This window comes from Marinomonas sp. BSi20584 (genome assembly GCF_002792415.1).
In the GTDB taxonomy this organism is placed as follows: Bacteria; Pseudomonadota; Gammaproteobacteria; order Pseudomonadales; family Marinomonadaceae; genus Marinomonas; species Marinomonas polaris.
This window is the reverse complement of the sequence record NZ_KZ454871.1, coordinates 25,219-38,491: the sequence shown is the minus strand read 5'-3', so window position 1 is coordinate 38,491 and position 13,273 is coordinate 25,219. Positions and strand designations below refer to the sequence as shown.

11 protein-coding genes are annotated in these 13,273 nt (G+C 44.4%); 4 read left to right on the top strand and 7 right to left on the bottom strand.

All coding sequences use genetic code 11. The features are described from left to right. Positions 1–26: 26 nt before the first annotated feature. The 4 genes from TY87_RS04080 to TY87_RS04065 all read right to left on the bottom strand — a co-directional run bounded on the left by TY87_RS04080 (position 27) and on the right by TY87_RS04065 (position 4,690). A complete protein-coding gene (locus TY87_RS04080) occupies positions 27–2,129 on the bottom strand; it encodes a TonB-dependent receptor (RefSeq protein WP_100186075.1) in 2,103 nt (700 codons plus the stop codon). A gap of 190 nt (positions 2,130–2,319) precedes the next feature. Further along, positions 2,320–3,246 (bottom strand): allantoinase PuuE, encoded by a 927-nt coding sequence (gene puuE / locus TY87_RS04075; protein ID WP_100186074.1) that lies wholly within the window; start codon positions 3,244–3,246, stop codon positions 2,320–2,322. A 39-nt stretch (positions 3,247–3,285) separates the two neighbouring features. Beyond that, on the bottom strand, positions 3,286–4,017 hold the full coding sequence (locus tag TY87_RS04070) for an aspartate/glutamate racemase family protein (protein ID WP_100186073.1): 732 nt from the start codon (positions 4,015–4,017) through the stop codon (positions 3,286–3,288). 7 nt (positions 4,018–4,024) lie between these two features. After that, the gene (locus tag TY87_RS04065; RefSeq protein WP_100186072.1) at positions 4,025–4,690 is read right to left on the bottom strand and encodes a GntR family transcriptional regulator; all 666 of its coding nucleotides are present in this window, start codon (positions 4,688–4,690) and stop codon (positions 4,025–4,027) included. Between the two features lie 268 nt (positions 4,691–4,958). Between TY87_RS04065 and TY87_RS04060 the strand changes: the two genes are divergently transcribed. Beyond that, complete coding sequence (locus TY87_RS04060) at positions 4,959–6,395, top strand: NCS1 family nucleobase:cation symporter-1 (protein ID WP_100186071.1); 1,437 nt, start codon at positions 4,959–4,961, stop codon at positions 6,393–6,395. Positions 6,396–6,482: 87 nt separating this feature from the next. On the opposite strand, the gene eat is transcribed toward TY87_RS04060, so the two are convergent. The 3 genes from eat to TY87_RS04045 form a co-directional block, all read right to left on the bottom strand. Further along, the gene (eat, locus tag TY87_RS04055; protein WP_100186070.1) at positions 6,483–7,889 is read right to left on the bottom strand and encodes an ethanolamine permease; all 1,407 of its coding nucleotides are present in this window, start codon (positions 7,887–7,889) and stop codon (positions 6,483–6,485) included. A gap of 153 nt (positions 7,890–8,042) precedes the next feature. Beyond that, positions 8,043–8,924 (bottom strand): ethanolamine ammonia-lyase subunit EutC, encoded by an 882-nt coding sequence (gene eutC, locus TY87_RS04050; RefSeq protein WP_232617065.1) that lies wholly within the window; start codon positions 8,922–8,924, stop codon positions 8,043–8,045. After that, the gene (locus TY87_RS04045; protein WP_100186230.1) at positions 8,921–10,342 is read right to left on the bottom strand and encodes an ethanolamine ammonia-lyase subunit EutB; all 1,422 of its coding nucleotides are present in this window, start codon (positions 10,340–10,342) and stop codon (positions 8,921–8,923) included. The genes eutC and TY87_RS04045 overlap by 4 nt, the downstream gene beginning before the upstream one ends. A 260-nt stretch (positions 10,343–10,602) precedes the next feature. On the opposite strand from TY87_RS04045, the gene TY87_RS04040 reads away from it, so the two are divergent. The 3 genes from TY87_RS04040 (at position 10,603) to TY87_RS04030 (ending at position 13,099) form a co-directional block, all read left to right on the top strand. Next, positions 10,603–11,580: a helix-turn-helix domain-containing protein gene (locus TY87_RS04040; protein ID WP_100186069.1), complete on the top strand. Its 978-nt coding sequence runs from the start codon at positions 10,603–10,605 to the stop codon at positions 11,578–11,580. A gap of 244 nt (positions 11,581–11,824) precedes the next feature. Continuing rightward, positions 11,825–12,271, top strand: coding sequence for a hypothetical protein (locus TY87_RS04035; protein ID WP_100186068.1), 447 nt, complete (start codon positions 11,825–11,827; stop codon positions 12,269–12,271). Positions 12,272–12,331: 60 nt separating this feature from the next. Then, positions 12,332–13,099: a hypothetical protein gene (locus TY87_RS04030; protein WP_100186067.1), complete on the top strand. Its 768-nt coding sequence runs from the start codon at positions 12,332–12,334 to the stop codon at positions 13,097–13,099. Positions 13,100–13,273 lie beyond the last annotated feature (174 nt).

Below are 13,273 nucleotides of genomic sequence, written 5' to 3'. Positions count from 1 at the left end.
GAGAAAAGTTAGGTACGACAAGAAAATTAAAAGTCTAAACCATAAGCCAATGTCAGGGTGCGACCGCGGCCTTTGAAGTAAAGGTCGTCCGTTTTGACAGAGCTTTGAGAGTAGTAAGTGAAGTAGTCTTCGTTAAATACGTTGGCGACAGCAACACTCATTTTACCAACCGGAAGTTTGTAACCAACGGATGCGTCGACCAGGGTGTAGCCATCAAACTTTAACTCGTCATCATCGAAGCTCCTGTCAAAGGCATGATTAATTTGAAGTAAAGATGATAGTTTTTCATTCCAACGAGCATTCCATGAAGTTACCAAGCGATTAGGTGAAATATCGGAACCGGTCAGCTTAGTGTCTACTTTTCCATCTCCATCAGTATCAGACTTGCCTTGAATGAAAGAATAGCTGGCTTGTAGTCTATGGTCTTTGTTGAGCTGGAATCCTAAAGAAGCTTCAGCACCTTGAATCTCTTTCTTCTCTCGTTTTACAACATAGAGTCCATTAACGGCCTCAATGCGGCTTCCAAGTTCTGAGTTAGATTCGTAATAGCTTAATTCAAAATCGTATGGATGACGGTTTACACGAAAGCCGACTTCATAGTTATCGGTTACGATAGGGGATAGGTCTATCAGCGTATCGACATCTTGACCTGCTTTATTAACACCGCGTAGTACACGTCCTACATCAGGCATACCAAAGCCTTGTGAGTAGTTGGCAAATACACTAACAGCGCGTGTGATCTTAAAAACAGCACCAGCGTTGTAAACCGTATCACTAAAGCTTGGAGTGCCTCCATTAACGGTCACATTGTTATTCGCAGCGACTGTTTGGTAAGTATCTACGTCTAATTTAGCGTGTTCATAACGAGCGCCTGCTTGTAGAACTAAGCGATCAGTTGGTCGGTATTCAAATTGCACGAATGGAGCATAATTTGTGTATTCCGTTTCTGGAACATAAGTGCGGTTGGTCAATATTAACGTTTGGCTGGTTGTGTCTTGCAGTAAATCTAAGCCTGCAGTGACGCTTAAGTTGTTATCTAATAGGTCATCTTTGGTTAGACTGAATTTCGCGCCGATTTTTTCTGATTGATTTTGGCTTTGGTCAAAGGTTATGCCATTGCTAGCGTCTTGGAAGCTACGTGACTCTGATACACCATATCTCCCTTCAAAATCCTGATGGAAGACTTGCGCTTTAAACTCCATACCATCAAGGTCGCTGTCGGTATAAGAAAGGCTGGTGGTCTGAACATCGTTGTACGGGGCCAGACCTCTTGGTGTGCTTTTGATGGAGCTGGTTGGAACACCGTTTGCTCTGTCTCCATTTACTCCGGTAAAGTTCATACGTCCTTTTAATCGGTACTTGTTAACTTCAAGTTCCAGTCTTTTATCATCGGTTAGCCAGTAACCAAGTTTGACAAAAGCATCGTAGCTTTTTGAATCCATTGTTTCGCCACGAGTAGAGTCTGAACCAACATAGTTGCCGTCGGCATCAAGATAGATTCCCTGTACTTCGTTGGTCAAACCCACAAGGTAATCAAAATTATCTTGTGAACCTTCTACTTGGTAGCCAATTTTATAAGCCAGAGAGTCGCTTTTTAATTCATCTGTAGGCGTTGTCAGCTGAACGTCTATATGTTGTTTTAGTTCGTTTGAACGATTTGATTTGGTGATGAAGTTAATGATGCCGCCGGTTGCCCCTAAGCCATGAATTGCGCTTGCACCATGAATCACTTCAATGCGTTCCACCATAGCAAGGTCAATGGTGTGTGCGGCACGGCTACCGTCTCGAAGTGGATTAGACTGTGGAACACCATCTATCATGTATAAAACAGAGCGTCCTCGAAAGGATTGGCTGCTATCATTTAATTTTTGCGTATTCGGTGCATAGGCGGGTAGAAGATTAGAAAGCACTTGCGAGCTGTCAGAGCTGATGGACAGTTGTTCTTCAATTTGTTGTCGAGTGATAACAGTGATGACCTGAGGACTGTCTTCTTTTTTGGTATTAGAGCGACTGGTTTGGATAACTAGCTCATCGAGGCTTACGGACTCGGTGTCTGCAAGGGTGATTTGTGAGGCGCTAAGGGCGAAAGGCAATAGGATAATTGCCGTGTAAGGTTTTTTGGATAACATTAAACGGAGTCCTTTATAAAATAGATTTATGTAATTGATAAAAGTAATGATATCTATTATCAATTAAAAAATCTTATTTTTGGGGGCTTTCTTTTAATGTCTTTTCAATTTAGGAGAGAGATATAAAGAGGGAAACCGCTACTTTTCCCTCTTTAATCAAATGGTTAGATTTTTAAATAGGTTTTAATATTTAACTCTGCGGCGGATGATTTGCAATCCAATGATCTGCAATGTCTTCACGGCGAGCAATCCAGACGTTGTCGTGGGATTGTACGTAGTCTAAGAACTTCTTCAGTGCCATGAATCTGCTTGGCTTGCCAAGGGTTCGGCAATGCATACCAATGGACATCATTTTCGGTGCGGTGGCACCTTCTTCATATAAACAATCAAAGTTGTCTTTTAAGTATTGGAAAAATTCTTCTGCGTGATTGAAGCCATAAGGCGAAGAAAACTTCATATCGTTGCAGTCGAGCGTGTAAGGCACGATTAGATGCGGTTTGCTACCACCATCAGGGGTATCGACTTTTACCCAATAAGGTAGGTCGTCGCCGTAGTTGTCTGAATCGTATTTTAGTTGCGTATGTTCTGCGACCAAGACGCGAGTATTTGGCGAGTCTCGCCCTGTATACCAGCCAACAGGTTTAGCACCAGTGACTTCTTCGATTAAAGCAAGCGCTTGTTGCATGTGCTCGCGTTCTTGCTCGATTGGCATTTCTTGATAATGAATCCATTTTAAACCATGGCAAACAATTTCGTGTTTGCCTTCCACAAAAGCTTTGGCCACTTCTGGATTACGTTGTAATGCAGTCGCAATGGCAAAAACAGTGAGTGGCAAACCGCGTCGCTCAAACTCATTTAAAATACGCCACACACCAGTGCGAGAGCCATATTCGTATAGAGACTCCATGCTCATGTGGCGGTCTTTGAAGGGCTGCGCGCCGAAGATTTCCGATAGAAATGTCTCGGCGTGTTCATCGCCATGAAGAACGCAATTTTCACCGCCTTCTTCGAAGTTTAAAACAAACTGTAAGGCGACACGGGCGTTGTTTGGCCAGTTAACGTTGGGCTGCCCTTGGCGTCCATAACCTGCGTAATCGCGTTCTAAATAATGTTTCATGGTCTGTGTTCCATTGTTTGTAATGTATTTATGGAGTAGTTACAGGCTCCAGTGAGCATAGCGTCCAGTAAAGGCTTTGCTAACACGCTGTCCGTATTGACCTTTTTTAGAGGTTTGTAGTCCTAACTGATGCAATGATTCTGCCAGTTTTACCGCCGCGACGACGCCATCAATGATGGGCACAGGCAGTTCTGCAGACAACTTTTCAACCAAACTCGACATGCCAGCACAGCCCAAGACGATGGCTTCCGCACCATCTTGTTCTATCGCGGCTAGGCATTCTGTTTTAAGTAACAGATAGGCAGCGGGATCAATATTTTCTAAGGCCAAAACGGGAATGTCAGTGGCTCTGACACCGCTACAATGATGCTTATGACCATACTTTTGTAGTAAATGCTCACTCGCTGGTAAAGTTCGAGATAGCGTGGTCACAACCCCAAAACGATGGGCAATCAGGCTGGCCATGTGAAAACCTGCTTCAGCAATGCCAATCACGGGGGCGTCAGCTAATTCACGAGCGGCGTCTAAAGCAGGGTCGCCAAAACAAGCAATGATGTGAGCATCAACGCCTTGTTGTTTGCCTTGTTCGATAAGATCAAGAAGAGCGGCGCTAGCAATGACTTCATCAAAAGCACATTCGATGCTTTTTGGTCCATGCTCAGGCGTACAGGCAATAATTTGAGTTGTTTCTAGCGCGACAGATTGAGCACTCAATGCCATGGCATGGGTCATGTCTGTACTGGTGTTTGGGTTAATGAGCTGAATTCGCATGGTGCTCCTAGTGGCCAAAAAGTCTTTGAAAATCGATATTTTCTTCGGGTTTGCTATCAAGAATGAGCGAAGATTTGATGTGTCTAAGGTGATGACTCATCCAGTGTTGTGCCTTATCTGTGTGTCCTTGATCGAGAAGGTCCAGAAGCTCCGAGTGATCTCCACAGTCGCAACCGACACTGCCGCGAGTACCGTAAGCGGCGAGAATAAGTGAAGAGCGATAGCACAGTTGTTGGACAAAATTCGCTAGTACCTTATTGCCTGCTAGCGTCGCTAACTCATAATGGAAACGAGCGGTTAGCTGAATAGAGTCTGCTAGTTGGTTGCCTTCTTCTGCGTATTTTTCTTCCTTCGCCATGGTGCGAAAACGCTCAGAATGTTCTGCATTCCAATAACCAAGTAAGGCTGGAATGAGTTGCGGCTCAATTAATATGCGGCTGTCTAGAACTTCTAATGCTTCGGCTTCGCTTGGATGGTTTACCTGCGCGCCTTTGTTTTTTTCGATCACTACAAAATGCTCTAAGGCGAGTCGCTGCAATACTTTGCGGATGCCGGTTCTGCTCACACCAAACGCTTCTGATAGCCGGTCTTCTGGTAAACGCGCTCCTGGTGGTAATTGGTGTTCGACAATGGCCTTTAGCATTTGTCGGTAAATATTCTCGTCATTCGACATGAGTGCTTCTCTATAAATTGTATACGATATCTTGTTAAATATAGTTCTTAAGACAATATAGCATGCTAGTTTGTTTCGTACATCTTAAACAAAAAATGAATTGATTGTGCACAATATTGGTGTGGTTTTCGTTTTTTTGACTTGGAATGGTGCAGTAAATATTGGTTTTTTGGGTTCATGTTCCTATTTTTACTTAAGTTCTTTGGGTTCTGTTTTTTGGCACATAAATTGTATTTAACATTGTATACAATTAAAAAGGAACGCAATCATGAAACAAGAATTTGAGCAAAGCCCTAGATTAGCAAATAGCGATCTCTTGCCGGAGAAAGATCAAAAATGGGGTTGGTATAGTATCTTCGCTTTTTGGATGTCAGACGTTCATAGCGTGGGCGGCTACGTGTTTGCTGCCAGTTTGTTTGCCCTAGGTCTAAATGGTATTCAGGTCTTTATTAGTCTGTTGTTGGGCATTTCCATTGTGCTTGTTTTTGCCAATTTGATGGGTAAACCGGGACAAAAAGCGGGTGTGCCTTTTCCTGTGGTAGCGCGTATGTCATTTGGCGTATTCGGTGCCAATATCCCGGCTATTATTCGAGGATTGATCGCGGTGGTTTGGTACGGTATTCAAACCTTTCTCGCGTCCAGTTCCTTTATTATTTTGTTGCTGTATTTCTTTCCTGACATGGCGTCTTTGGCGGATAAGTCGTTTATCGGGCTGTCTTACTTAGGTTGGATCGGCTTTACAGCCATGTGGGTGGTACAAGGTGTCGTGTTCATGTTTGGTATGGACATGATTCGTAAAGTGATCGATTGGTCTGGTCCGGCTATTTATGTGGCCATGTTTGCTTTGTGTATTTATATGGTTGATCGAGCGGGTTGGGAAAATATCAGTTTCAATTTGAGCTCAAATAATCTAACAGGCATGGATGTGTACGTGCAGATGTTCATTGCTATTGCCTTGGTTGCCGGGTATTTTGCTGGGCCAACCTTAAACTTTAGTGATTTCTCTCGTTACTGCGGCAGTTATAAAAAATTAAAACTGGGAAACCTATTGGGCTTGCCACTTAATTTTGTCTTGTTTTCTTTGTTTAGTGTGGTGATTGTGTCGGCTTCTATCCCAGTATTTGGTCAGATGATCACCGACCCAGTGGAAACCGTGAAACGTCTAGATTCTGGCTTTATTACGGTTCTTGGCGCGCTGACTTTTATCTTTGCGACAGTGGGCATTAATATCGTGGCGAACTTTGTAGCGCCTGCGTTTGATTTCTCCAATGTATCACCACAGAAAATCAGCTTTAAAGCGGGTGGTTTTATTGCCGCGTTTGGTTCTGTGCTGCTAACGCCATGGAATTTATTCAATAACCCAGAAGTGATTCACTATACAGTGGATGTGTTGGGCGCGATGATTGGGCCTTTGTACGGCATTATTATTGTCGACTACTTCTTTATCAAAAAAGGTCATATCGATGTGGCAGCTTTGTATACAGAGTCTCCTAAAGGCGCTTATTGGTATGAAAACGGTGTGAATAAGAAGAGTGTCTATGCTTTGTTGATTGCCGGTGCGGTGTCTATCTTGGCGACCTTTGTGTTTAGCGCCTTGGCAAACTATGCCATCTTTATTGGTGGTATCGTGGCGGCATTGTCTTATCGTTATATGATGGAGCCAGAGCGCGCAGCTCTGCAAAGTATGGCATTGGCTAAGTCGTAAATGCGTTTGATCCTAACACTCAAAAGCCCCGCATTCCCTAGGAAAGGAATGCGGGGCTTTGTTTTATTTACTCAGTGAAAAGGGTTGTTAAGCCGTTGCAGCAAGGTCCGCTTCAGCAGCTGCCAACATGTCGAACTCTTCTTCCGGTGTTTTCGCCACAAGGCGATTTTTACTATACAAGAAGTAGTAAGCGGCGCCGATAGCGAACAAGACCAGCGTGTAGAAAAACGCGCGTGGGTCGTAAGCGTAAACACCAGTCAAAGCCAATAGCGATAAAACAAACGCGATAGACGAGGTGAAAATACCGCCCGGTGTTTTATAAGGACGTTCCATGTTTGGCTGTTTGATGCGAAGCAAAATGTGGCTGAGTGCCATCAAAGCATAAGACACGGTTGCGCCAACCACGGCCATGGCAAGCATCAGATCGCCTTCGCCCGTCAAAGACGCAAGGAAGCCTAAAATGCCAGGTACGATCAAAGCACGAGTAGGCACTTTACGTTTGTCTGTTACTGACAAGCTTTGTGGAATGTAACCTGCACGAGACAGAGCAAAGACCAAGCGGCTGTAACCGTAGATGATAGAGAAGAAAGACGCGATCAAACCAGCAAGACCGAGAACGTTTACCACAGTTGCCAAAGTATCATGACCAGCAAAGTTTAAGGCGTCAACCAAAGGCACCGCGCTCTTACCCATCGCATCTGCACCAGCAGCGCCCGCTAACAAAAACACCACCAAAAGTGCCGTGAACAGTAAGAAGATCATCGCGCCGATAATGCCTTTTGGCACATCTTTCGCTGGATCTTTGGCTTCTTCTGCGGCTAGAGGCACACCTTCAACCGCCAAGAACAACCACATGCCAAATGGCAATGCCGCCCAAATACCATACCAGCCCATCGGCATAAACTCAGACGCGCCAGCGGCATCGGTGACCGCCACATCAAATAAACGGCTGCTATCAAAATCGCCAATCAAGGCTACTGCTGTCGCTAGAATGGCGATGACTGCCAAGCCGCTGATGACCATCATGACTTTTAGCGCTTCGCCTGCACCGGCTAGGTGAATGCCGATAAAGACAATGTAAAACGCGGCGTAGACCCAAGGTCCATTAAAGCCCAACAGGGCTTCTACCGCAGAACCGATAAAAATAACAATGGCGGCAGGCGCCAAAGCGTATTCAATTAACACCGCTAGGCCGGTTAAATAACCGCCAGTAGGCCCCATTGCTTGACGCGCAAAACTGTAACCGCCGCCCGCCGCTGGGATAGCGGCAGACATTTCTGCCAAGGATAAAACCAAGGTGAAATACATCACCGCCATGAGCGCTGCTGCGATGGCAAACCCGCCCCAGCCCGCTTCGGCAATACCAAAGTTCCAGCCTGCGAAGTCACCAGAGATAACGTAAGATACGCCCAAACCCGCGAGCAGAATCCAGCCCGCGGAGCCTCGTTTTAGCTGGCGTTTCGCCAGATATTCTTTATTGATTTGATCAGACATTTTAGTTTCCTTTTGTTCCAGTTGTGCTCTATATGTTGAGTTTTAAACCGTCATTTTTTGCCCTGTGGGCTTATAGTTTTCTTGCTTTTCTGTTTGTACGTCTTCGTGCGTTTTGTTTTTCCTTATCTTTTTTCTCTTGTCTTTTTCCTCGTATTAGGAGATGAGGAAGTTTTTTGACTCCTTTGAGGTGTCTACGATTAAATCGTCGTCTGATCTGTCTTTGAGTTTTACGCCAGACAGCTTCAGGGTTCGTGCTTCGTTTAATAGATAAAAGGCTTTGCGTGCGGCTTCTTGATAGACCAAGCCCGCTGGGCGAACGTTGGATATGCAGTTGCGGTAGGCATCTGTTAGGCCGACTTTGCCGTCCCAAGTGAGATACAAGCCTAAACTGTCTGGCGAGCTCAGCCCCGGACGTTCACCGATTAATACCAAAACACATTTGGCGTTTAGGCGCTCACACACATCGTCACCAATGGCAACGCGGCCTTGTTCAACAAAGCAAACAGGTGCGATGTTCCAGCTTTTGATATAGCCAGACAGGGCTTGCAAAAAGGGCAAGGTGTTTTGCTCTACTGCCAGCGACGACAAACCATCCACCACGACAATGGCAAGGTCATAGTTTTGCGAAGTAGAAACTCTGTGCTCGTCTAGTTTATTGGCAGATTCGTCATTCAATCTGCGACCGTAATCTGGACGTTGTAAATAGGTTGCGCGGTCCGTCGCGCGACTGTGTAACAGTAGGGGGGCACAGTTTTTGGTCCAATCTTTAGCCCAATCTTGCTCTACCAGAGCTTTGGCTAACGCGTCGCTATCGAGTTGCGTGTGCACCGCATCGATCGCTTGAGCATGGGCCAGCTGAAAGGCCAATAAATGCTTGGTTGGGACGCTGATACCAGAACGCCCCAAACCCACTCGCGCATCGGTAAAGGCATTGAGCTTGCTCCATGCGTTCTCTGTTACTGGCTCTGCATGCGGGTGTGTCGGGAAAGACTTATTAGGTTTAGGGATGTCGGATTTAGGGATGTCGTGGCTCATGAACGACCTCCAATCATGCGATTGAGTGACTTATGGAACGCATCTGGTAGCTGGTGGTTGAGGGTAAATTGCTCGTTGTTTTTGAAGATTTCCATTTTAGCTAACCAAAGGTCGAACTCCGGCGCGGGTTTTAAGCCCAGTACTCGACGAGCGTATAAAGCGTCATGAAACGAGGTGGTCTGGTAGTTCAGCATGATGTCGTCGGAACCGGGGATGCCCATAACAAAAGTACAACCAGCGACACCTAAAAGTGTCAGTAAATTATCCATGTCATTTTGATCGGCTTCGGCGTGATTGGTATAACACACGTCGCAACCCATAGGTAAGCCAAGTAACTTGCCACAGAAGTGGTCTTCTAACCCTGCACGAGTGATTTGTTTGCCATCGTACAAATATTCTGGGCCGATAAAACCGACCACGGTATTCACCAATAGCGGATTAAACTTACGTGCCACCGCATAGGCCCGCGCTTCGCAAGTTTGCTGATCTAAACCATGATTAGCATTGGCGGATAAAGCGCTGCCTTGGCCTGTCTCAAAGTACATGACGTTATTACCAACCGTGCCACGATTCAGCGACAAGGCTGCTGCTTGGGCTTCGGCCAGTGTGGCGAGGTTAAAACCAAAGCTGTCGTTGGTCGCTTGGGTGCCACCAATCGACTGGAATACCAAATCCACGGGTGCGCCTTGTTCAATGCATTCGATGGTGTTGGTCACGTGAGTTAGCACACAGGATTGGGTTGGAATCTCATAATGCTGGATGACTTCGTCCATCATCTTGATCAAGCGTGTGGCTTGTTGCACGTTGTCGGTGGCAGGGTTAATACCAATCACAGCGTCACCATTGGCGTAGAGCAAACCGTCCAACATGCTGGCCGCGATGCCAGTTAAATCGTCGGTTGGGTGATTGGGTTGTAAACGAGTTGACAAATGCCCTGGCAAACCAATGGTGTTACGAAACGCGGTTTTTACATGGCATTTTTTCGCAACTAAGATCAAATCCTGATTACGCATGATCTTACTAACCGCCGCGGCCATTTCTGGCGTCACACCGGGACGAATCTGAATAAGCACCTCGTTGGTGGCAAGGTCGCTTAATAACCAATCACGAAAGCCACCTACGGTAAGGTGTGAAATCAAAGAAAAAGCAGCTTTGTCATGATCGTCTAGTATTAGTCGGGTAATTTCGTCTTCTTCATAGGGGACGAGAGCTTGCTCAAGAAAAAGGCTCAGTGGTACATCGGCAAGCGTCATCTGCGCGATGGCGCGTTCTTCGGCGCTTTGGGCCGCAACACCGGCTAAGCGATCCCCCGAACGTGCGGGTGTTGCTTTCGCCATTAAATCGGCAAGATCGACAAAGCCGAAGGTGCGCTCGCCTACTGTGTTCTTAAACTGAAAAGTCGAATTTGGCTTGCTCATAACCGTTTCTCGCGCTTTACTGACATTGAGTTGGCCCAAGCTCTTAATGTATTGATACAAACATTTAGAGTAAAAAGGGCATAAATTTTGCTTATTATTAAAGTTAATCGCTGAATATTTATAACGTTAGTTAACATTACGGAAATCCATAAATTTACGTTATCGAATAATGGCAAAATTTATAAATGGTATATTTTTCAAAAAGTTAGGTTTTTAATTCCTCATATTCTGTGAGAAAAAAAACACAGACAGGTGTGGTTATGTTGAATTCAATGATTGATGCACCAAAAGAGGGATTTTTCTCTGATGTATCAAAAACTCGTGTGTCGGAAGCTCACGATGCGGATTTGCACGCGAGTAATTTGACCAACTGGCAACAAGAGTACGATCAAACCAGTCGTGGTAGTTTTTACGGTCGTATTGTCGAGCTGCCGTTTGATGGCTTACAGGTTTTTTGTGAGCACACCAGTCAGGCATTGCAGCAAAAATGTATGGTTTGGCCGGATTCTGTTTGGCTGGGGATTCCTCTTGCCGATCAAGAAGAAAGCCGTATCAACGGCTTAACCATCAATCCCAATAATATTATGTGCCGTCCTGGCGATTGTGATTTTCAGCTATCCACACCGCAAGATTATGATTTATATGGTTTAGTTGTAGAGCGTTCGAAATTGATCAAGATGGCGGCGATTCATGGTGTCGATTTGAATTGGAAAGAACTCACCGAACATGGTCGCCTTGGCGTGCCAGATAAAACCTTAGAGGAAGTGCGCTTTGTGCTAGCACGTTTACTCTCGGTGCAAAACAACACAACACCGCCACGCTTGCAGCAAGACATTGTCATGATGGCCCTGCTGGAAGTACTTAAAGTGGAAACACCGCAACCCGCCAAAACACAAAGCTATTATCATCGTAAGAAAGTCGTCGATCGCGCGCGTTTATTTTTAGATCATCATCTTGATGAACCCGTTACCGTGACGCAATTGTGTGAAGTTACCAGTGTCAGCCGCCGTACCTTACAATACAGCTTTGAAAGCATCCTTGGCGTCAGCCCGATTCAATATCTGCGGATTAGTCGATTAAACGGCGTTCGTCGCTCTCTGGTACAAGCAAAAAATGGTCAAGCGGTCAGTGACATCGCCGCTCAATGGGGATTTTGGCATCTGAGCCAGTTCTCAAAAGACTACAAGCAACTGTTTGGTGAAACACCCTCAAAAACACTTACGGGGTTGAGTGGTTGAGTGGTTGAGTAAAAAGCAACCGAGCCTTTATGGTATTTGTACTGGCGGCAAGCCAGAAAGTCTTTTAGTATCCATTAACAACATAAAACCAAGTCCACATAACGCACATTCCAAATTAAGCAGCCTGTGGAAAATGAAAAAAGTGCCATAAAACCAGTTTTTTATAGGGGGTTATATGGGAATTAAAAACAGTGTAGATGCGCGTGCGCACTATTAATATATTAGTGTTTACAAGGATGTCTGAATGGCTTTTTCGGTTAGTGATGTAAAAGATATTGGTGAGCTTAGCGGAATATTGGTCATTCCTTTAATCTGTGCTGCTTGTTATACCCAATTTGGCTGGTGGGTCATTCGCTGGGATGAGAATATTACTTTGCTAATGAATTCCAATATGTCTCTGCTGAGTATCGGAGTAAAAATAGCAGTATTCGTATTGAGCGTTTTTGTCATAACTATTTTATACTTCATATTTAATGCCTTAATTTCACCATACAAGGGGTTAAGGCTTTTTTTGCTTTTGTCCCTAATTACATATGGGATTCTTGGGCTTGGATCTTCGATAGCCGAACTCGTGAATGCAAAAAATGGTGAGCTTACTATTGAAAAAAACCTGTATTTCAACTTAGCGGCTTTGGCGTGGGGTTTTGATATTTTTTATAGTGAAGCAAACACTAAGAAGTGCGTCAATTAGGACGCTTGTAGGCTCGCACCTATTAAGCGGGCGTTATACTTTTAAAGGTAAGTCTCTATTGTGCCGAAAAAAAATATTTGGGATGAATACATTGATCCAATTATAAAGAAATGGTTCTTATCACCCTTTTCTAATCTTGTAACTAAAACATTTCTTTTTGTCGGTGCCGGCCTAGTCGCAACCCCATTACTTGGGCATCTAATTATCAAAGTCATCTTGTCCAAATATTTTGATATCAACATACCAATTGATGTTCCAGACATACCCGCTTACATTGCAGGTGTTATCTTAATGGTTTCTGGTTCAGCATATCATCTAATACATACGCACTTGGTAAATATTGGTAACCAATATAAAATCGTAGAAATGAAGGAGAAAATGGAAAAAGAGATGCCTCATGATCAGGGTATTATTGAGGGAATACTACAAAAGCTTCCTTATGAAAATACACGATTTTGGATTGAAAGAGCTCCAATAGCTGGAATAAGAAGAGATTTTGCCCGAGGCTTAGAAGAATGTGAAAAGTATATTACACCTCCCTTCAACCTTTACAATCAGGCTGCTGATTATAAGAAAAGAACTCTCATAGCAAAAATAATTGCCTTTAATAAGGCTGCATATACCTCTGGATACCTTGGGGCTCAAGAAGATACGACAGGGGAAATGTATTTACCTCCATACCACTGGAAAGGTCATGGTGGTAAAAGTGAAGAGCGATATTATAAGCTACAAGATAATTTATCCGATGCTGGTCAAGATCTATTGAAGGAATACGACGAATTTATAACGCTTATTAAGTCTGAAGGTTTTGTCATCGGAAAAATATAACAAAAAAACCATGTCGCCCGTTAAGCGGTCTGGTACGAAAAAACGTATGCGGTTTCCTCCCCCATATATAAAAGCTATGGCTCTAATTGTTATCTTCACCTATTGAGAATTTATCTATGTATGAAAATAGAATTGAACAATTAGGGTCAGATGAAAATTAAACTTGCTTTACAC